Raw genomic sequence first — 19,247 nt, 5'->3', positions numbered from 1 at the left:
GTGGGCAGTGGTGGTCGAGTCACCACAGCGCGGGCACGGGCTCGGAGACCAGGGCGATGGTGTCGATTGCGGTCATCTCGCTGGGCGAGAGTCGGAAGCCGAAGCCGAAGCCGAAGACGTCGATGTTGAGCGCGAGGCGCTGTGGTGAGGTGGATTTCGGGATCACCACGACGTCGTGCTGGATGTGCCACCGCAGCACGACTTGGGCGGCGGTGACGCCGTGGCGGTCGGCGATGTCGGTCAGTACTGCGGCGGCCAGGTCGGTGGATTTGAGCGGAGCCCATCCCTCGGGGGTGACGCCGGTGGCGGCGCTCAGCTCGTCGATCTGGGCGAGGCTGTAGTTGCTCACCCCGATCGCGTGGACGGCGCCGCCGCGGCGGGCGTCGATGAATTTCTCCCAGGTCGCGGCCCTGGCGGCGCCGCCGGGTGGCCAATGCACGAGCCACAGGTCGAAGTAGTCCAGGCCGCTCTCCCGCAGGCTCTGCTGCAGTGTCTGCCGTTCGCGTCCGGCATCGGCCGGGGGCATCTTCGTGGTCACGAAGATCTCGGCCCGGTCGATCCCACTGTTACGGACCGCTCGTCCGACCGGTGCTTCGTTGCCGAAGAAGGTCGCGGTGTCGAGGTGACGGTAGCCGAGGTCGAGGGCGAGCCGCACCGCGTGGTAGGTGCCCTCGCCTGAGGTTTCCCAGGTTCCGAGGCCGAGGACCGGCATGGTCGTCCCGCTGTTGAGGGGAATGGTGTGTGTCATGCGTTCCTCCCTTGGTTCGGACTGCATGGATGTGGCAAGATTATCGATAATTCACCCACTGCGCTAGACCGCCGAACCGAGAGATATCGATAATCTGTTGGGTGACCCTCAACGAAAGGCCGAATCGATGCCTCCACGCCAGCCCCTGCGGGCGAAGATCCGCGAGTATCTGCTCGAACAGATACTCGACGGTGCGTACGAGCCCGGAGATCCCATCCGCGAGCTCGATGTGGCCGCGCGCCTCGAGGTCAGTCAGGCCCCGGTCCGTGAGGCACTGCGCGAGCTGGTCTCGACCGGGCTGGTGGAGTACGTCCCCAATCGGGGCACCAGGGTTCGCCGCATCGACTCCACCGAGTTGGAGCAGTACTATCCGGTGCGCGCCGCTCTCGAAGGGTTGGCGGGCGAGTTCGCAGCCCCCTATCTCGCCGGTGCCGCCGAGCCGTTGTACGGCCGGGTCGACGAGATGGTCGAGGCCGCCGGCCGATCGGCGGTACTGGAGTTCGCACGGGCGAGTGCTGGTTTCCATCGGACGATCGTGGAGGCGGCGCACAATCGGGCCCTGTTCGACGCGTGGCAGGCACTCGGGATCGAGGTCCTCACCGCGGTGAGCCTGGCGACGACGGCAATTCCGTTGATCGACGCAGCCGCCGAGCACCGGCCCATCGCCGACGCCCTCGCAGCCGGTGACGGCAAACGTGCGGGGAACCTGCTGCGCAACCATGTCGGGGACTACGGGATCCGCGCGAAACGACCGGCCCGCCGCCCGGTGTCCGTGTCCGCTGGGGTGAAGACCGGACATGGTGAGTGAGACCTTGACAGTGAGCACCTCCGCCGCCTGGGACCGCTATCGGGCCGGGGAATACGAGGTCGCGCTCGCCCTGTTCGAGGCTGTGCTCGCCGGGGACGGGCGGGGCTACTCGGCGCTGATCGGGCGTGGTCGGTGCCAGCGCATGCTCGGGCAGATCGACGAGGCGATCGAAACCTTCACCCAGACATTTGTGCTGCATCCCGAGCAGGCACGGCCGATGGTCGAACGTGGCGCCCTGTACGTGCTGCAGGAGCGGTGGGCGGACGCCGCCGAGGACTACCAGGTCGCGTACCGGCTCGATCCGCACTATCCGGGATTCGCCGCGTACGTCGCCGAGCTCGAGCTGTATACCGGGCGCCCCCAGCACGCCCATGATCTGTCCGTCGCCGCCCTGGGTAGGGAACCCGACAACCTGATGCACAGCATCAACCTCGCCCACAGCCTGCTGCTGCTCGGCTACGGCACCGCGGCCCGACTGCAGTACGAGGAGATCGCGTCGACGTGGCATCCGCAGAAGCGGGCCTCCGGTGCGGCGATCGCCGCCAATGACTTGCGGTTGATGCGCGCTGCTGGGCTCACCGCGCCCGGGTTCGACGACATCGAGGTCATGCTCACCCGGAGAGTGTGACCGGCCGGGCTGCTCGGCCGGCGAGGATGCGGGGTGGGTGCGTGTAGAGATTCATGGTGTCCCCCCGCAGAAAGCCGATGAGGGTCAGGCCGGCATCGTCGGCGAGGTCGATGGCCAGCGACGAGGGTGCCGAGACCGCGGCGAGGACGGGGATGCCGGCCATGACGGCCTTCTGGGCGAGCTCGAACGAGGCGCGGCCGCTGACCAGCAGAACCCTGCCTCGCAACGGAATACGGTCCTGTTCGACGGCCCAGCCGATGATCTTGTCGACGGCATTGTGCCGGCCGACGTCCTCCCGTACAGCCAGCAACTGGCCGTCGGCGGTGAACAGTCCGGCCGCATGCAGGCCGCCGGTGGAGTCGAAGACCTTCTGCGCCGCCCGCAGGGTCGCGGGCAGGGCGGCGACGGTGTCCGCGGCGACGACGACCGGGTCGTCGGCCGGGGAATGCCGGGAACGGGTCCGGATCGCCTCCAGCGACGCCTTCCCGCACACCCCGCACGAGGAGGTGGTGTAGAAGTTGCGTTCGAGACCGGTCTCCGGCAGGGATACTCCGGCGGCCAGATCGATGTCGAGGACGTTGTAGGTGTTGTGCCCGTTCTCGTCGAGGCTGTTGCAGTAGCGGATCGAGGTGATGTCCGACCGGCCGGTGATCACCCCTTCGGTGAGCAGGAAACCTTGCGCCAGTTCGATGTCGGAGCCGGGGGTGCGCATCGTCACCGCCAGCGGGGTGCCGTTGACCCGGATCTCGAGCGGTTCCTCGACGACCACGGTGTCCGGACGCGTCGACTGCCGGTCGGCGGTGATCCGCACGACCGGGGCGCGGGTGGTGACCCGGCCCATCACGGTCTCCGTTGCAGGCGGATCAGGATCGCTTTCGAGACCGGGGTGTTGGATTTGCGGGCCACGTGATCGAGCGGGACGAGGGGGTTCGTTTCGGGGTAGTAGGCGGCGACGTTGCCGACCGGGGTCGGGTAGGGCACCAGCCGGAAGTCGTTGGCTCGGCGCTCTTGCACGGTCCCGTCGGCGGCCTGCCATTCGGAGATCAGATCCACCCGGTCCCCGGCCGCGTACCCGAACGTCTCCAGATCGCTCTCGTTGACGAACAGCACCCGGCGGCCGTTCTTGATACCGCGGTAGCGGTCGTCGAGGCCGTAGATGGTGGTGTTGTACTGGTCGTGCGAGCGCATCGTCTGCAGCATCAACCGCCCGTCGGGGACCGGAAGCCAGCTCAGGTCGTTGACGGTGAAGTTCGCCTTGCCGGTGTGGGTTTCGAACCGGCGTTCGTCGCGCGGCGGGTGCGGCAATCCGAAACCGTCGGGCCCACGGACTTTGGTGTTGAAGTCCGCGAAGCCGGGGATGACGCGGGCGATCGAGTCGCGGATGCGGGCGTAGTCGACGGAGAACTCCGGCCAGGGGACCGGGTGATCCGGCCCGAACAGCGTCTGCGCGAGGCCGCAGACGATCGCAACTTCGCTGCGCAGGTGCTCACTGGCCGGTGTCAGGCCGCCGCGGGACAGGTGCACCATCGACATCGAGTCCTCGACCGTGACCTGCTGTTTTCTGCCGTTCTGGAGATCTTTGTCGGTACGCCCGAGTGAGGGCAGAATCAGCCCCGTCCGTCCGGTGACGAGGTGGCTGCGGTTGAGCTTCGTCGACACCTGCACGGTCAGCGCACACTTACGCAGGGCTGCCTCGGTGACCTCGGTGTCCGGGGTCGCGGACACGAAGTTTCCGCCCATCCCCATGAACACCGACGCCGTGCCGTCGCGCATCGCGCGGATGGAATCGACGGCGTCGAGGCCGTGCTCCCGCGGTGACCGGATGCCGAATTCGGTGTCCAATGCGGCAAGGAACGATTCGGGCATCTTCTCCCAGATGCCCATGGTGCGGTCACCCTGGACGTTGGAGTGGCCGCGGACCGGACAGACCCCGGCGCCGCGTTTGCCGATCATGCCCTGCATCAGCAGCAGGTTCACCGCGTCCTGGATGGTGGCGACCCCATGGGTCTGCTGCGTCAGGCCCATCGCCCAGCAGATGATCGTCTTCTTCGACGCGATCAACGCGTCCGCAGTGTCCTGGATCTGCTCGAATGTCAGCCCGGTCGCCGCGAGCACCGTGTCCATGTCGACCTGGCGGATGTGGGCCGCGTAATCCTCGAATCCGGCGCAGTGGGTGTCGATGAATTCCCGGTCCAGCACCGTGCCGGGGCTGCGGTCTTCCGCCTCGAGGAGGAGCCGGCCCAGGCCTTGGAAGAGGGCCTGGTCGCCGCCGATCCGGATCTGCAGGAACTCGTCCGCGATCTGGACGCCGTCACCGACGACGCCGTGCACCTTCTGCGGGTCCTTGAACCGCAGCAGGCCCGCCTCGGGCAGTGGGTTGATTGCGATCACCCTCGCCCCGTTGCCTTTCGATTTCTCCAGGGTGGAGAGCATGCGGGGATGGTTGGTGCCGGGGTTTTGTCCGGCGATCAGGATGAGATCGGCGTGCTCGAGGTCGGGGACGGACACCGACCCCTTGCCGATGCCGATGGTCTCGACCAGGGCGGTGCCGGAGGATTCGTGGCACATGTTCGAGCAGTCCGGCATGTTGTTGGTGCCGAACGCCCGGATCATCAGTTGGTACACGAACGCGGCCTCGTTGGAGGTGCGGCCGGAGGTGTAGAAGACCGCCTCGTGCGGGCTGGTCAGGGTGCGCAGCTCGTCGGCGATCAGGGTGAACGCCGCATCCCAGCCGATCGGCACGTAGTGGTCGGCGCCGGGTCTGAGCACCATCGGGTGCGTCAGCCGGCCCTGCTGACCGAGCCAGTAGTCGGTCTTGCCCAACAGCTCCGACACCGGGTGCGCGGCGAAGAAGTCCGGTGTCACCGTGTGGGTGGTCGCCTCTTCGGCGACCGCCTTGGCGCCGTTCTCACAGAATTCGGCGTGCTTGCGGTGCCCGGGGGTTTCCGGCCACGCGCAGCCGGGGCAGTCGAACCCCTTGCGCTGGTTCAGCTTCATCAGGGTGCGGGCGGTGCGCACCGGACCCATCTGCTCCATTCCGCGCTGCAACGACACCAATACCGCGGGAACCCCGGCGGCGTAGGACTTCGCGTGGGTGACGATGATGTCGTTCTCGTCGATGTCCTGGATGGGTCCGGCCATTCGGTGGGTGCTCCTGGTTCAGGGGTGTCTGCGGTGGGTGCGGCGCTCGTTCGCGCATGGCGACGAGACCGCCGAAGCCTGGTCCGACCGAGGGCCGGCGCTTCGCGGGTGGTGCTGTGGTGGTGCGGTCAGGCGTTGTCCCCCAGCAGGGTCGTGCGGACGTGCCGCAGATGCGCGCGCATCGCGGTGCGGGCGCTGTCCGGGTCCCGGTCGGCGATGGCTTCGACGATGTCCTCGTGCTCGCCGCAGTATTCGCGATGGAGTTCGGGGTTGAAGGTGCGTTTCTTCAGTCCGCCCCAGATCGGTTGTTGACGGCTGTCGATGAGGAGTTGGCTGACCCCGATGAGGACGATGTTGTGGGTGGCGAGTGCGAAGCTGTGGTGCAGCGCGGTGTCCCATCGTTCGAACTCTTCCGAGGATCGGGCGCCGTCACCGCCGCGCAGGCAGCGGCGCATTTCCTCGATGTCGTCGCGCGTTGCTGCGGCGACGGCGAGTGGGAGCAGTTCCGGTTCGAGGATGAGCCGCGAGCTCATGATCTCGCTGGGGCTGGGATGGTTCGCCGTCTCCGCGGCCGCGGATTCACTGGGGGCGAGGAACGTGCCCCGGCCGACGTAACGCACCACTGTTCCCCGGTTTTCGAGGTCCTCGAGTACAGACCGGATCACCGCACGGCTGACACCGGCCTCCGCGGCGAGCTCCCGCTCGGTCGGCAACTTGTCACCCGGGCCCAACTGCCGCTCGGCGACGAGGGCTTCGATGTGCCGCAGAGCGGCAGCCGTAGGTCCCACAGCCAGGGGCACGACAACTCCTCTCGACGAACCAATTCGAACCAATTATAGGGGCTTGGTTTACAGCTTTCCTGCCAACACTCGGAAAAATCAAGTGTTGACGATCACACCACCCTCGACCTATCGTAACCAATACGAACCGCAACCCGGTTTGGTTCACATTGGTTCATCAGGAGGTTTCATGCGCTTCGCGCGGATTCAAGGTAAGAACGGCGCGGTCGTCTGCGCTGTGGACGCGAACGGTGCTGCACTGCCCGTGCAGTTCGGTGACACCGGTGCCCCCGTGCGCGAGCTGCAGGAGATCATCACCGGCGGCCAGGCCGCACTCGGCCGGCTGAGCACCAGCACCCCCGCCGAGGGTGGCAAGCTGCTCGCCCCCATCACCCCGCACCGCAACGTGTTCTGCGTCGGGCGGAACTACTCCGAGCACGCCGCCGAGTTCGCCAAGAGCGGGTTCGACGCGACCGGCTCCGCGGACGGCCAGCACGTGCCGCAGTACCCGGTGGTCTTCACCAAGCCCGCCGCCACGGTCATCGCCTCCGGCGATCCGGTCGACCCGCACACCGACATCACTTCGGCCCTGGACTACGAGGGCGAGATCGGCATCATCATCGGCAAGCGTGCCTCCAAGGTCAGCCGCGACGACGCGATGGACTACGTGTGGGGCTACACCCTCATCAACGACGTCACCGCCCGCGACCTACAGCGCGACCACAAGCAGTGGTTCATCGGCAAGTCCCTCGACACGTTCTGCCCGCTCGGCCCCTGGGCCGTCACCGCGGACGAGATCGACATCAACGACCTGCAGCTGCAGACCCGGGTCAACGGCGAGCTGCGGCAGGACACCAACACCGCCCAGCTCATCTTCGACGTGCCGACCATCATCGAGACGCTCTCGGCCGGGATCACCCTCGAACCCGGTGACGTGATCGCGACCGGCACCCCGGTCGGTGTCGGTATCGGCTTCGACCCGCCGAAGTACCTGGTCGAGGGCGACGAGGTGATCGTCTCCGCGCCCGGCCTCGGCGAGCTGCGCAACAGCATCGGCATTCCCGCCGCGGTGGACCACCTCACCCCGGTCGGGACCAGCGAGCTGTTCGTCGAGAAGACCGGCAGCGGGCCGGCGGTCGTGCTGATCCACGGCCTCGGCGGTGCGACCACCGTGTACGAGCCGCAGGTGGCGACGCTCGCCGAAACCCACACTGTGCTGCGCTACGACCTGTCCGGTCACGGCCGGTCGCCGTTCGCCGGGCCGGCGAGCATCGACAACTGGGTCGAGGAGTTGCGCGCACTGCTCGACGCGGAGGGCATCGACCAGACCGCCCTGGTCGCGCACTCGATGGGCACCCTGGTCGCGAACACGTTCGTCGCCAAATACCCGGAGCGCGTCAGCAAGGTTGCGCTCCTCGGCGCGGTCCGCGCTCAGCCGGAGGCAGCCAAGACCGCCACCCGCACTCGCGCCCGCACCGTCCGCGAAGGCGGCATGTCCGCCGTCGCCGACACCATCGTCGGAGCAGCGCTGTCGCAGGAAACGCACAGCACCCGCCCGGCGTCGGTGGCCCTGGTCCGAGAGCTGCTGCTCGGTCAGGACCCGGAGGGCTACGCGAGCGCCTGCGAGGCCCTCGCCGCCGCCGTCGAACCCGACTTCGCGTCGATCGACGTCCCGGTGCTGCTGCTCACCGGCGACGAGGACAAGGTCAGCCCGGTCGCGGTCAACGACGAACTGCTCTCGATCTACCCCAATGCCCAGAAGCACGTGCTCGACGGGGTGGGCCATTGGCACTCCCTCGAAGATCCCAGTGCTGTCACCAACCGGCTTCAGGAATTCCTGAACAAGCCCTGAGCTTCTCCCAGAAAGGAGTGGCGACAATGACGTCAGCCAACACCCCCGATCAGTCCATCCTTTTCACCAACGTTCGGATTTTCGACTCCACCGGCTCCGACCCGTACGAGGGTGAAGTGCTGGTCGAAGGCGAACGCATTGCCGAGGTCCGCAAGGGCACCGGAGATCTGCCTCGCGACGGCGCGAGGGTCATCGACGGCCAGGGCAAGTTCCTGATGTCGGGTCTGTGTGATGCTCACACCCACTTCTCCTGGGTCAACTCCGCCGACCTGCCCGGTCTCGGGACGATGGGCGTCGAAGAGCACACCCTGCTGTGTGCCCGGTCGGCGCAGACCTACATCGATTCCGGCTACACCATGTGCGTCGGCGCCGCGGCCGCCAAGCCGCGACTCGATGTGGTCATCCGCAACGCCATCAACGCCGGCCAGATCCCCGGCCCCCGCTACCTGGCGAACTGTCAGGAGATCGCGGTCACCGGCGGCGCACTGGTCAAGGGCATCACCGCCTTCGCCGACGGTCCCGAGGAGATGCGCAAGGCCGTCCGGCGCAACGTCGACCTGGGTGCGGACCTGGTGAAGCTGAGCATGTCCGGCGAGGAGATCACCGGAAACCAGCACGCCGAGGACAACTACTTCTCGGACGAGGAAACCCTCGCCGCGGTCACCGAGGCGCACCGCCGCGGACTGCGGGTGTGCTCCCACGCCCGGTCCGGGGAGAGCGTGAAGATGTCGCTGCGCAACGGCGTCGACATCATCTACCACGCCTCCTTCACCGACGAGGAAGGTCTGGACATGCTCGAAGAGCAGAAAGACCGCATCTTCGTCGCACCCGGGCTGAACTGGCTGGTCGCCACCCTGCACGACGCCGAAGCGTTCGGGTATCCCCCCGAGGCCGCCGAAGCTGCCGGATACCAGCACGAGCTCGACTGTGCGATCGAGGCGCTGAAGAAGATGAAGGAACGGGGCATCCGGGTGCTGCCCGGCGGCGACTACGGCTTCGCGTGGACCCCGCACGGCACCTACGCCCGCGACCTGCAGCACTTCGTCGAACTGCTCGAGTTCTCCCCAAAGGACACGCTGCTCTCGGCCACCGCACTCGGCGGGCAGATCATGCGGATGCCCGACGACCTCGGGCAGGTCAAGGCCGGGTTCTACGCGGACATGATCCTCATCGACGGTGACCCGCTCGAAGACATCACCATCCTGCAGGACCAGTCCAAGATCGTCGGCATCATGAAGAACGGTGCCTTCCACAAGGACCCGGGCTCCGGACAGTCGGCGCGCCCGGCCGAACTCAGTGAAACCCACCGGGGCACCCCCATCCCCGCCTAGGCATCGCTGACCGTCGGCGGTCGGCGGGGTGGGGAGCGTGGCGCACCCACCCCGCCGGCCGGCCGCGGGCAACCACGTCCGCCGATATTCGTGTGCCCGGCGGCGGACCGTCACCGGGTCCCCGGAGGAGAACCACCATGCCGTCGACTCTGCTCTCGCGGCAGCAAGCCAAGCTCACCGCCGTCACCGAATTCTGGGACTGGCAGCTCCACGCCCGATGCCGCACCACCGGTTCGGCCACCTTTTTCGCCCCCGACGGCGAACCCGCCGGACAACGGATCCGCCGCGAGAACGCGGCCAAGAAGATCTGCGGCGACTGCCCGGTGCGGCCGCACTGCCTCGCCCATGCCCTGGGCACCCCCGAACCGCACGGGGTATGGGGCGGAATGACCGAACGCGAACGCGCCGGGACGAAGAACCCCACCACCGCCCGGTCCGCACCGCTCGCTTCCTGAGTTACCCACCCACCCGATCCGGTGCCTGCGCCTGCGGCGTCCGCACCAGCGTCGACGCCCACACGACGGTCGCTCCGGCAATGCCGCGTTACGCGCGCCCCTGTCGAGGCCGGCCGTGCCGAATTCAGCGAAGGACTATTTCGATGTGCAACCTCATCCATGAGGCTCACCAACATTCGCTTTCCCGCCGCGGACTGCTCGCGGGCGTCATGGCCCTCGGGACCGCGACCGCGCTGGCCGGATGCTCCTCGGCCGACACCACCACCTCCGAGGCGTCTACCGGCAGCTTCGCGTACGTCGACAACGCACGCTCGCACCGCACCCGCCTGGTCCTGCTCGGCACCGCCGGCGGCCCGATGACTTGGATCGCCCCCCACAACGGCACCGACCAGACCCGCCACGGCATCGCCACCGCGCTCGTCGTCGACGACGCGATCTATCTGGTCGACTGCGGAATGGGCGTCGCACACCAACTTCGGCTGGCCAACCTCGGTAAGGAGGGCGACTTCCACGGCTACGAGGGACTGCGCAGTGTCTTCCTGACGCACCTGCATTCCGATCACACCATGGACTACTTCAACGTCGTGCTCTCCGGCTGGTACCAGGGACTTCCCGGTCCGGCACCGGTCGAGGTGTACGGGCCCGGTGACCGGGGTGCCCTGCCCCCGATCTCCGGCAACACCGACGTCCCGGTGATCAACCCCGAGAACCCGACACCGGGCACGGTGGACATGACCAACTACCTCACCCAGGCATTCGCCACCGACATCAACGACCGGCTCCGCGACTCCGGTAAACCCGGTCTCGACAAGCTCATTCGCACCCACGACATCCCGATTCCCGCCGAAGTTGGGGCCCGGGCCAACGACAACCAGTTCCCGGTCATGGACCCGTTCCTGGTCATGGAGGACGACCGCGTCCGGGTGACCGCGACCCTCGTCGATCACGGCGCCGTCTATCCCGCATTCGCGTTCCGCTTCGACACCGACGACGGATCCATCGTCTTCTCCGGCGACACCGCACCCACGCCCAACCTGATCACGATGGCCACAGGCGCCGACGTCCTCGTCCACGAGGTGATCGACGCCGACTGGGTCAAATCACTCTACGGCGAACCGCCGTACAGCCCGGAAGAGGAAGGGTTCATCGAACACCTCCTGCACTCGCACACCACGATCGAGCAGGTCGGTCCGGTCGCCGAGGAGGCCGGGGTGAAAACACTGGTCCTCTCGCATCTCGCGCCGGGAAACAACCCGACCGAACGGTGGCAGGCCGCGGCCGCCGGTTTCTCCGGCGACCTGATCGTCGGCGAAGACCTGATGGAGATCGGCGTCGGAGAGCGCACCAGTTGATCGATACCGTGCTCCTGCTCGGGGCGGCGGTCGCCGCAGCGGTGATGGTCGGCGCCGTCCTGCAGCGGCTCAGCGGTACCGGTCTCGCGCTCGTCTCCGCCCCGCTGCTCACGCTGCTCCTCGGCCCCGCAACGGGGGTGCTGCTGGTCAACATCTGCAGCATCTGTTCGGCCGCACTGATCTTCGGTGTCGTGCGCCGCGACGTGGACTGGCGCCGGTACCGGATGCTGACCGCGGCGGCGACCCTCGGCGTCCTACCCGGCGCCGTGCTGGTCGCTGCGGTCCCGGCGTCGTGGCTGGCCCTCGTTGTCGGGGTCAGCGTCCTCGTCGGGCTCACCGCCACTGTGCTGGCTCGTCGGCGCCTGTGTCACCACGGCGATCGCCGAACCCCGGTGGTGGCTGCGGGTTTCGTATCCGGACTGATGAACACCACCGCCGGGGTCGCCGCACCCCCGGTGACGATCTACGCGCTCGCCACCCGGTGGCCGCAACAAGCCTTCGCCGCGACCCTGCAACCGTTCTTCCTCACCGTCGCCGGCCTGTCGATGGCCACCAAACTCGCGTCCGGTGGAGCCGTCCACATCGATCCGAGACTGGGTCTGACCGCGGCCGCCGCCCTGTTGGTCGGCGTCAAGATCGGCAGCACCCTGACCGGCCGGGTCGACCCGGCCCACGCCCGCACGGTTGCCGTCGCCCTGGCCTACGTAGGGGCGGCGGCCACCGTGCTGCGGGCAGTCACCTCGCTCTGAGCACCCTCCGGCCGGCACCGGTCATCGACGTGTCCCGGCAGCCGGCAAACCCAGCGGGACTAGTTCACCCCGGATTCGACGACGCCCGGGGGCGGGCTCAGCGGCTTGTCCGAGTCCACAGGGGGGACTGAACCGGTATCGAGCGCGGTAATGGAGTCGACCTCGTCCGCCGTGAGGGCGAAGTCGAAGACATCGATGTTCGCTGCGATCCGCCCGGGGTTCGCCGACTTCGGGGTGGCGACCAGGCCGAGATCCATGTGCCAGCGCAGGACCACCTGTCCGGGCTGCTTGCCGTACTCGCGGGCGAGATCGGTGATAGCCGGAATCTCCAGGAGATCGGTTCCGGGCCCGAGGGGACTCCACGATTCGGTGACGATCCCCTGTTCCCGGTGGTAGGCGCGTTCTTCCGGTCGGTTGGTGCGCGGGTTCAGTTCGATCTGATTCACGGCAGGAACGATGCCGGTTTCAGCGATCAACCGATCGAGGTGTGCAGGCTTGAAGTTCGACACGCCGATCGCACGAATCCGTCCGTCCTCCTGCAGCTTCGCCAACGCCCGCCAGGTCTCGACATAGCGATCGAGAAACGGCATCGGCCAGTGAATGAGGTACAGGTCGAGGTAGTCGAGTCCGAGCTCGTCCGACGACCGATCGAACGCCCGCAGGGCGTTGTCGTACCCGTGGTCGCAATTGTGCAGTTTGGTCGTGACGAAGACCTCCTCCCGGGGAAGGCCCGACTGACGGACCCCGCGGCCGACCGCGGCTTCGTTGCCATACGCGGCGGCAGTGTCGACCAACCGGTAGCCCTGCGTCAGGGCGGACTCGACCGCGCGTTCTGCTTCGGCGTCTTTCATCGGCCACGTCCCGAGGCCGAGGCGCGGCATGGACACGCTGCCGGAAAGATTAACGGTGGGTGCAGAGGCAACAGTCATCTGGGCTAGCTCCTGTAATCGGGAATCGTGCGGGTGTCGGGGCGCATGCCGTCGGGCGGGAGATCGGCCACGAGAGGGTCCCGCCGCGCGTCGGTTCGCAAACCACGCCGACTGGATGGGTCATTCGAACCCCGATCTAGATTATCGATAATCTTCGTGTCGGGCTAGCGTTGGCTCGCTCACAATCCCGCGCTCGCGCCACGCGGTCGTGGTGCGCAGAGTGCCGCCCTTCCTCGTCGGCGACCAGCGGGCAGGTCCGAGCGCCCTGGCAGTGCGCTACCGGCGCCACGATCCAGGGGGTGCGCCATGAAGTTCCCGGCCTCGCCGAACTCAGCGAGGACGAGTAACTCCCACCGCGCCGTTTTCGGCAGTCACCCCGCACAAATCATGAGTGACACGGGGACGGTCCCGACAGTGTCGAATCTGTGCAGGACTGGTCCCCGATGGGCTGGCCGGGTAAAGCGGGCCCGACCGTTCCGTTCCGGATCTGCTCGACCGAGAAACACGCAGACCCCCTTCGCTCTCCACCTTCCTTGCAGTGTCAACGTCGAGTTCTACCGCCCCGCGATGGAAATCACCCGCAGAGCCCTCTTGTCAGAGGGTTAACGTGGACTTAATATTGGACCAAACGGCAAGCGGTGAGGCCTCCAGTCCTCGTTCGTGACTGCAACGGCCCGCACGGGCCCTATCTCGTGAGCAGCACTTCTGATATCCAACGAGTCGTCAGTCGGTTATACCCTGCTAAACGACGCAGGTCAGCGTGCAGCCGACTCCTGAAACCGACACCCGTGCCGCCCGAGAGGAAGTCCACATGCAGTCGGAAGCCATGCCGGATGTGGTCAACACGGCAGAGCTCGCGGTCGCGGCGGCGGGCACCGAGGTCCAACGGTTGGCACGGGCGCTGTTGAGGCACACCACCGAGATCGCCGCCGACGTGACGAAAACCGTGGTCGAGGCGGTGCCCGAGGTGGCCCCCCTCGATATTCCTGATTCCCTCGCAGCTTTGGGGGAGAGCACCGAGCACAATATTGGAGCGATTCTCTCGATGTTCGCATTCGACGCGGTGCCGACCGCGATCGAGCCGCCGGCGGCGACTCTTCGGACCCTCCATGGCACGATCTCGGCAGGAGGTGACCTGGCTACGGTGTTGCGAGCCTTTCGTGCCGGGCACGCCGCGGTCTGGGAGCGTTGGTCCACGTACGTTCAGCGGGAGACCGAGTCTGCGCTGGTCCCGAGTGTTCTCGGATACTCGTCGAAGCGGCTCTTCGCCTATATCGACGGTGCCTGTGAACAACTCGTGACTCGGCACCGGGGGCTCTACCCGAACCGCGGTGATCAGCAGGCAGGACCGCGGACGCGTCAGGCCGCGTTGGCTGCCCTTCTAGATGGCTCGGCGGCCGACGAGCGTGCTGCCGCCGACGAGCTCGCGTACGACGTCCACGGCTACCATGTGGCGCTCGTACTTGCTCCGGCCGCGGCGTCAGCGAACGTTCGGGAGGCGCTCGGTGACCTGGTCGCCGCAGCCAGTCCGGTCCGCGCGTTCACGCACACGAGCGGGGACGGTCGGTGGTTCGTGTGGCTCGGGTGGGATGTGTCGCCGACGCCCCAGGTGCTGCGCGCTGTAGCCACCGCCGCTACCGACGGCGTTGTCGTCGGGATGGGGGCCGCTGCTTCAGGAATTCAGGGGTTCCGGCGATCTCATGCGCAGGCGTTGGAGACCCTCCGGACGGTGCAGCTGCGTCCCACGGCTCTGACGGGGGTTACACAGCACTGCGAGGTCGAGTTGGCCGCCGTCCTCGTCGCCGGAAACGCGGATCGGTCGCGTCGCTACGCCGCCGAGCACCTCGGGCTCCTCGGCGCGCGCGACGAGTCGACCGCCAGGCTCCGCGAGACGCTTCGCGTGTTCTTTGCGACCGGAGGTAGCCAGAAGCAGACGGCCGCACGGCTGTCCGTGCACGCCAAGACCGTCGCCTATCGGCTCGCGCGAACCGAGGAACTGCTCGGTCACTCGGTTGATCGGCATCGCACCGAGGTCGAGGTGGCGCTGCTGATTGACCACGCGCTGGCTGGCGCATAGGGACAAAGATCGTTATCTCGTTGAGAGTAAGGCGCGGGTCCGTGCACGCTTAAGCGAGCCGGCACGCCACTGCGGCACCAACGTGCGAGCGGTCGCTTAGCTCGGCGAGCGATTGTCGGACGGCGGAGTGCGTGTGAAGGATGGAGTGGGCCCCGTCACACGGACGAGGCCCGACCGGTAAGGCGCTCCCGCCGTCGCCGACGACACTATCCCGAACCAACCGAGGAGACTCATGGCGTCCACCGTCACGTCGACCGAGCACTTCGCCCGCCACACCCTCCGGCCGGAGGATGTGGCGCGAGAATCGTTCCTCTACAACGTCAAACTGCCCGATCAAGGACTGGCCGGCCTCGTCTACACCTGGGTCGACGCGCGGAGCGTCGCGGGCTGTGCCGCGTGGATCTACGGCGGAAACCCCGATGGATCGGCCATCTTCGAGATTGCCGACGGCATCCCGGTCCCAGCCGACCAGGGGTTCGACGCGTGGACGGTCGGTCCGCTGTCCGCCTCGATGCAGCCCAGCAATGAGGGGTCGACGGTCAGCTTCGCGGGCGATCGGATCGACGTCGAGATCGAATTCCATCCGATGCACGAGCGGTACCTCTACTCCGAGGCCCCGAGCGGATGCCCGTCGTACTTTGCCGACGACCGTATGGAGCAGAGCGGTCGGGTATTCGGCCGGCTTCGCATCGACGGTCGGTCGATCCCGTTCGACGCACTCGGCCACCACGACCATTCCTGGGGAACGCGGGACTGGGGCGCCGTGCAGCACTACAAGTGGCTCGAAAGCCAAGCCGAGGACACGGCGGTCCACGTCTTCGATCTTCAGGCCTACGGCGAGAGGCACCTCGCCGGCTACGTGTACCGCGACGGCGTCCGGTCCGAAGTCCACTCCGCGGACTGGGAGGTCACCTACGACGAACGATGGGTCCAGCAAACGGTGGAGCTGCGCGTCGTCGACGAGACGGGTCGCAAGACGACGGTGACCGGCCAGACGTTCTCTGACATCGCGTTCCCCGTAGATCCGAACGCGACTCTTGTCGAAGCGATGGTCCGAGGGGAGATCGGCGGTCGACCGGGCACCGCCTACCTCGACTTCCTCTGGCCGCCGGACTACATCGCGCACATCACCGCCAAGTAATCCGGGGCGTCGTGTCGACGCCCTGACCCTGACCCCCAGCGCCGCTGTCCGCGGCACGAACCAAAGGACCACACCATGGCTGTGCTCAACCACTTGGATGAAACCGCGACCAGGACCACCCTGACGCATTGGTTGTCGAAAAAGCTCGACGGCGCGTCGAACATCGAGATCCCGACGATCTCGATCCCAGCCTCGGCCGGAATGTCGATGACCACCATCTTGTTCTCGGTCAGCTACGACGCGGAGGGGAGCCGCCGCGAGCTCGATCTTGTGGCCCGAGTCACGCCCGCCACCCCCGGGATCTTCCGGGAGCCCGACCTGGCGGCAGAATTCGCGCTACTCACGGCAGTTGCCGAGCACACCGCGGTCCCGGTGCCCCGTGTTCGCTGGCTCGAAGACGATCCGGCGCTGCTGGGTGGCCCGTTCCTTGTGATGGACCGCGTCGATGGTCGGGTCCCGGGGGACGATCCGCCATTCGTTTCCGAGGGCTGGGTTGTGGATCTCCCGCCTGCTGACCGAGGACGCCTCTTCGACAACGCGCTGGGCGCACTGGCTGAACTCCACGACGCCGACCCAAAGGTGCTCGGGGTCGAGTTCTTGCACAACAGCGAGCTCCGCGAGCCCGGGATCGCGCACCAGCTCGCCGAGTGGCGCCAGTTCTACGACTGGACGGCAGAGTCCGGGCGGATCGCCAACATCGAGGCGGCATACGAATGGCTCGAGGAGCACCGTCCCCACGACGATGAGCTGGTGCTTTGTTGGGGCGACGCCCGGCTGGGGAACATCATCTTCGGCGCTGACCAGTCCGTAGCTGCGGTCCTCGATTGGGAAATGGCGACCATTGCCAGCCCTCAGCTGGACCTCGGGTGGTTCGTTCTTTTCGTGCGGTACTACTCGGAAGGCATCGGAGTTCCGCTGCTGAAAGGGCTTCCGGCCCGCGACGCCGTGATCGCGCGGTATCGCGAGCTCACGGGCCGCAGTGCGGCAGATGTCGACTACTACGAACGATTCGCCGCCTACCGCCTCGCGATCATCATGGCTCGGATCGGCCGTCTGATGATTTCGGGCGGAGCCCTGCCCGAAGACAGCGCGATGCCGGCGAACAACCCTGCCAGCCAGGTCCTGGCGCGTTTGTTCGACCTTCCATCCCCCGAAGGTGCGGAGGCTAACTACATCGGCCACCGCTGAGCGGGCGCCACACGTGGACCAGCAGTTCGGTGCCCGTCGCCGGTGACGCTGCCGCAGACGCTGCAGGCGATGTCGAATGCTGGCTGTCCGGGTTCGCAATGACGGCAGTGGTGTCGACCGATCAGCGTTCCGCGGTGGACAGGGTCCGGATTGGAGCCAAATCACGGTAGGTCAGCGCGGTGGTGCGCCGGGACGGTGCCGCGCGCCGGTAGTGCCCTGCAGGCTCGCGGCCCGGAAGGCTGGTGGTGTGCACATGGCTAAAACTGATTCCACCAGTACTCGGAGCGGTGCGCCACACCTGCGTGGCGGCGCCGGTTCTCCAGATCCGATGATGACGACGCGGTGGCGCGCGGGCGGGGACTGGGGGGCTTTCCGCGAACCGCACGCGTCGGAACAATTCACTCGAACGGGAAGATCGACTCGTGCCGTCGACGTTCGAGGTCCCTGACAGGCGTCACGGCGGGCGAGGCCCGTGGCGGCGCGACCGGTGGCGGTTTCAGGAGTGTCCTGGAGGGACGACGACCTGCGACAACCTCGAGTAGGGCGACAGCGCCGATCGCGGCGGCAAGCGCCACGGTGAGCGCCCAGCGCTGCAGATCCGGCTGCGGCGATGCCGCGATGGCCGCGTGGAGCAAGGTCACGAACAGCGCACCGGCGGCCGCGACCGCTACGAGCGTGGACCGTCGGTCTCGGGCGGAGGCGACAGCGTGGGGCAGGAGACTGCTTTCGGCACTGTCACAGAGCTTTACCGAGATCGGTATGCAGGACGGCGATCTCGTCGGCGGTGGCGCAGGAGCGACAGTACGCGGCGGTGGTCCGCCGAGTGCTGGGCGCGGAGGGCGACCCAGCCGATGAGGCCGTAGAGCATCTCACGGGTGCCCCGACCGAGATAGCCGGGACCGGTAGCGGTGGCGCCGACGTCGACGACGAGGGCCCGGGCGTCCTCGCGAATCGCGATCCCCGACCCAAGACGGGACGACTTGTCGATCAGCGGGACCCGGTGCCAGCGCAATAGTCCACGACAGGAGCGGGACGCGGCCCCCGCGCAGGGTGTGATGCCCGGTTCATCGACCAGTCGCCGTACCGTATCGACCACGTCGGTGTGGACCTCGATGACCAGGCCCTCGAGGGTTTCCCGATCGGTCCGGTGGCGGCCGCGAATTGTCAGGCTGCGCAGCGGCCGGTAGACCCGGGAGCTGGGTAGTCGGGTGTTTAGTCGCGGGAAGACGTCGATCGGGCTCGCCTCGGCCGTCAGGCCGAAGGGGCGAAGAAGTGCTTCGATGGCGGCCCAGAATTCTCGGCTACCGCCGTCGCGGAGCGGGGCATTGTGTCGGTCGATCAGGCTGCCGGAGCGGTCGGGGGTGAGTTCCTCGCAGGCCAGCACCAGTCCGTTGCCGGGTACTTCCCACAGTGACAGGCACGTGGCCGGGGGGCCGACGTACGGGCGTTGCGGGCCGTCGGGTGCGCGCTGTCTATCGAGTGCGAGGCCGAACGCTATCGGGGGACTGCTCCGATCGACGATGTGTCGGAACGCCAGCAACTGTGCGTGGGGCCCATCGTCTCCCGTTTCAGTGGGGGCGCTGATACAAGCCGGTAAAAACGGCTCGACCTCGTCGACCGCGGGTACCGGGACCGGGTCAGCGCTTTCGATGATATCCCACGGCAGCAGGATGACCCGCAACATTGCCCGGCGTCTCCTCGGCGACAGTGAAGTCGGGTCCGGCCGACGGGTGACGAGTCCAGGACGATTCATTTCTGTTCCATCAATTCTCGACGGCTCCGGCACTCCTGTACCGACCCTAGGGGTCGGCACAGAGACTGTGATCTCACCGGATGTCGTTGTGTGAGTAGCCTTGTCTCGCTCACCCTGCGGTGAGGTGTCCTGGCCTGTGGGCCGGCGCCCGGAGTCTTTCACGGCGGCGGCGAGGCGTGCGGTATTGCGGTACAGCCGCTTCCGCGGTCGGTCCGGGTCCTCGATCCGCCAACCTGATGATCCAGGGCCGGCGCTCGGTAGGGCGATGTCGTGCGTCGAGTGCCGGACACAGCAGCCGTGCGTGGAAGCGCCGCGT

Annotated in this window: 17 protein-coding genes; 10 read left to right on the top strand and 7 right to left on the bottom strand. The window is 67.2% G+C overall.

Annotation, left to right across the window (positions count from 1 at the left end):
- Nucleotides 1-19 precede the first annotated feature (19 nt).
- A complete protein-coding gene (locus ACFVJ3_RS29955) occupies nucleotides 20-748 on the bottom strand; it encodes an aldo/keto reductase (protein ID WP_378455519.1) in 729 nt (242 codons plus the stop codon).
- A gap of 127 nt (nucleotides 749-875) precedes the next feature.
- Here ACFVJ3_RS29955 and ACFVJ3_RS29950 point away from each other — a divergent pair, with 127 nt between their 5' ends.
- Together ACFVJ3_RS29950 and ACFVJ3_RS29945 are read left to right on the top strand one after the other, a co-directional pair.
- Nucleotides 876-1,556, top strand: coding sequence for a GntR family transcriptional regulator (locus ACFVJ3_RS29950; protein WP_378455518.1), 681 nt, complete (start codon nucleotides 876-878; stop codon nucleotides 1,554-1,556).
- A 10-nt stretch (nucleotides 1,557-1,566) separates the two neighbouring features.
- Nucleotides 1,567-2,184, top strand: a complete 618-nt coding sequence (locus ACFVJ3_RS29945; protein ID WP_378455517.1) for a tetratricopeptide repeat protein — start codon at nucleotides 1,567-1,569, stop codon at nucleotides 2,182-2,184.
- Here ACFVJ3_RS29945 and fdhD read toward each other — a convergent pair.
- From fdhD to ACFVJ3_RS29930, 3 genes are all read right to left on the bottom strand, one after another.
- On the bottom strand, nucleotides 2,168-3,025 hold the full coding sequence (fdhD, locus tag ACFVJ3_RS29940; protein WP_378455516.1) for a formate dehydrogenase accessory sulfurtransferase FdhD: 858 nt from the start codon (nucleotides 3,023-3,025) through the stop codon (nucleotides 2,168-2,170). The genes ACFVJ3_RS29945 and fdhD overlap by 17 nt on opposite strands.
- A complete protein-coding gene (locus tag ACFVJ3_RS29935; protein WP_378455515.1) occupies nucleotides 3,025-5,325 on the bottom strand; it encodes an FdhF/YdeP family oxidoreductase in 2,301 nt (766 codons plus the stop codon). Before ACFVJ3_RS29935 ends, fdhD begins: the two co-directional genes overlap by 1 nt.
- Before the next feature lie 128 nt (nucleotides 5,326-5,453).
- Nucleotides 5,454-6,125, bottom strand: coding sequence for a FadR/GntR family transcriptional regulator (locus tag ACFVJ3_RS29930; RefSeq protein WP_378455514.1), 672 nt, complete (start codon nucleotides 6,123-6,125; stop codon nucleotides 5,454-5,456).
- A 169-nt stretch (nucleotides 6,126-6,294) separates the two neighbouring features.
- Here ACFVJ3_RS29930 and ACFVJ3_RS29925 point away from each other — a divergent pair, with 169 nt between their 5' ends.
- The 5 genes from ACFVJ3_RS29925 (at nucleotide 6,295) to ACFVJ3_RS29905 (ending at nucleotide 11,843) form a co-directional block, all read left to right on the top strand.
- Nucleotides 6,295-7,956 (top strand): alpha/beta fold hydrolase, encoded by a 1,662-nt coding sequence (locus ACFVJ3_RS29925; protein WP_378455513.1) that lies wholly within the window; start codon nucleotides 6,295-6,297, stop codon nucleotides 7,954-7,956.
- Between the two features lie 26 nt (nucleotides 7,957-7,982).
- Entirely contained in the window at nucleotides 7,983-9,287 is a 1,305-nt protein-coding gene (locus ACFVJ3_RS29920; protein WP_378455512.1) for an amidohydrolase family protein, read from the top strand.
- 137 nt (nucleotides 9,288-9,424) lie between these two features.
- Nucleotides 9,425-9,742, top strand: coding sequence for a WhiB family transcriptional regulator (locus ACFVJ3_RS29915; protein WP_378455511.1), 318 nt, complete (start codon nucleotides 9,425-9,427; stop codon nucleotides 9,740-9,742).
- Between the two features lie 143 nt (nucleotides 9,743-9,885).
- On the top strand, nucleotides 9,886-11,094 hold the full coding sequence (locus tag ACFVJ3_RS29910) for an MBL fold metallo-hydrolase (protein ID WP_378455510.1): 1,209 nt from the start codon (nucleotides 9,886-9,888) through the stop codon (nucleotides 11,092-11,094).
- A complete protein-coding gene (locus ACFVJ3_RS29905) occupies nucleotides 11,091-11,843 on the top strand; it encodes a TSUP family transporter (RefSeq protein ID WP_378455509.1) in 753 nt (250 codons plus the stop codon). The genes ACFVJ3_RS29910 and ACFVJ3_RS29905 overlap by 4 nt, the downstream gene beginning before the upstream one ends.
- A 59-nt stretch (nucleotides 11,844-11,902) precedes the next feature.
- On the opposite strand, the gene ACFVJ3_RS29900 is transcribed toward ACFVJ3_RS29905, so the two are convergent.
- The gene (locus ACFVJ3_RS29900) at nucleotides 11,903-12,772 is read right to left on the bottom strand and encodes an aldo/keto reductase (protein WP_378455508.1); all 870 of its coding nucleotides are present in this window, start codon (nucleotides 12,770-12,772) and stop codon (nucleotides 11,903-11,905) included.
- 811 nt (nucleotides 12,773-13,583) lie between these two features.
- Here ACFVJ3_RS29900 and ACFVJ3_RS29895 point away from each other — a divergent pair.
- The 3 genes from ACFVJ3_RS29895 (at nucleotide 13,584) to ACFVJ3_RS29885 (ending at nucleotide 17,178) form a co-directional block, all read left to right on the top strand.
- Nucleotides 13,584-14,849, top strand: a complete 1,266-nt coding sequence (locus ACFVJ3_RS29895; protein WP_378455507.1) for a helix-turn-helix domain-containing protein — start codon at nucleotides 13,584-13,586, stop codon at nucleotides 14,847-14,849.
- 232 nt (nucleotides 14,850-15,081) lie between these two features.
- Nucleotides 15,082-15,990 carry a hypothetical protein gene (locus tag ACFVJ3_RS29890; protein ID WP_378455506.1) on the top strand — a complete coding sequence of 303 codons (909 nt, stop codon included), beginning with the start codon at nucleotides 15,082-15,084 and terminating at the stop codon, nucleotides 15,988-15,990.
- A 75-nt stretch (nucleotides 15,991-16,065) separates the two neighbouring features.
- On the top strand, nucleotides 16,066-17,178 hold the full coding sequence (locus ACFVJ3_RS29885) for a phosphotransferase family protein (RefSeq protein ID WP_378455505.1): 1,113 nt from the start codon (nucleotides 16,066-16,068) through the stop codon (nucleotides 17,176-17,178).
- A gap of 398 nt (nucleotides 17,179-17,576) precedes the next feature.
- Here ACFVJ3_RS29885 and ACFVJ3_RS29880 read toward each other — a convergent pair whose 3' ends face one another.
- A complete protein-coding gene (locus ACFVJ3_RS29880) occupies nucleotides 17,577-17,819 on the bottom strand; it encodes a hypothetical protein (RefSeq protein WP_378455504.1) in 243 nt (80 codons plus the stop codon).
- A 104-nt stretch (nucleotides 17,820-17,923) separates the two neighbouring features.
- A complete protein-coding gene (locus ACFVJ3_RS29875) occupies nucleotides 17,924-18,862 on the bottom strand; it encodes a hypothetical protein (RefSeq protein WP_378455503.1) in 939 nt (312 codons plus the stop codon).
- Nucleotides 18,863-19,247: the final 385 nt, after the last annotated feature.

The organism is Rhodococcus sp. NPDC127593, assembly GCF_042671975.1.
Classification (GTDB): domain Bacteria; phylum Actinomycetota; class Actinomycetes; order Mycobacteriales; family Mycobacteriaceae; genus Rhodococcus_F.
This window is presented reverse-complemented; position numbering and strand designations above follow the sequence as displayed.

Coding starts and splice junctions, on each gene's coding strand:
- ACFVJ3_RS29920 (WP_378455512.1), top strand. CDS start 7,983: ATGACGTCAGCCAACACCCCCGATCAGTCCATCCTTTTCACCAACGTT.
- fdhD (WP_378455516.1), bottom strand. CDS start 3,025: ATGGGCCGGGTCACCACCCGCGCCCCGGTCGTGCGGATCACCGCCGAC.
- ACFVJ3_RS29890 (WP_378455506.1), top strand. CDS start 15,082: ATGGCGTCCACCGTCACGTCGACCGAGCACTTCGCCCGCCACACCCTC.
- ACFVJ3_RS29935 (WP_378455515.1), bottom strand. CDS start 5,325: ATGGCCGGACCCATCCAGGACATCGACGAGAACGACATCATCGTCACC.
- ACFVJ3_RS29925 (WP_378455513.1), top strand. CDS start 6,295: ATGCGCTTCGCGCGGATTCAAGGTAAGAACGGCGCGGTCGTCTGCGCT.
- ACFVJ3_RS29885 (WP_378455505.1), top strand. CDS start 16,066: ATGGCTGTGCTCAACCACTTGGATGAAACCGCGACCAGGACCACCCTG.
- ACFVJ3_RS29915 (WP_378455511.1), top strand. CDS start 9,425: ATGCCGTCGACTCTGCTCTCGCGGCAGCAAGCCAAGCTCACCGCCGTC.
- ACFVJ3_RS29910 (WP_378455510.1), top strand. CDS start 9,886: ATGTGCAACCTCATCCATGAGGCTCACCAACATTCGCTTTCCCGCCGC.
- ACFVJ3_RS29900 (WP_378455508.1), bottom strand. CDS start 12,772: ATGACTGTTGCCTCTGCACCCACCGTTAATCTTTCCGGCAGCGTGTCC.
- ACFVJ3_RS29950 (WP_378455518.1), top strand. CDS start 876: ATGCCTCCACGCCAGCCCCTGCGGGCGAAGATCCGCGAGTATCTGCTC.
- ACFVJ3_RS29895 (WP_378455507.1), top strand. CDS start 13,584: ATGCAGTCGGAAGCCATGCCGGATGTGGTCAACACGGCAGAGCTCGCG.
- ACFVJ3_RS29955 (WP_378455519.1), bottom strand. CDS start 748: ATGACACACACCATTCCCCTCAACAGCGGGACGACCATGCCGGTCCTC.
- ACFVJ3_RS29875 (WP_378455503.1), bottom strand. CDS start 18,862: ATGTTGCGGGTCATCCTGCTGCCGTGGGATATCATCGAAAGCGCTGAC.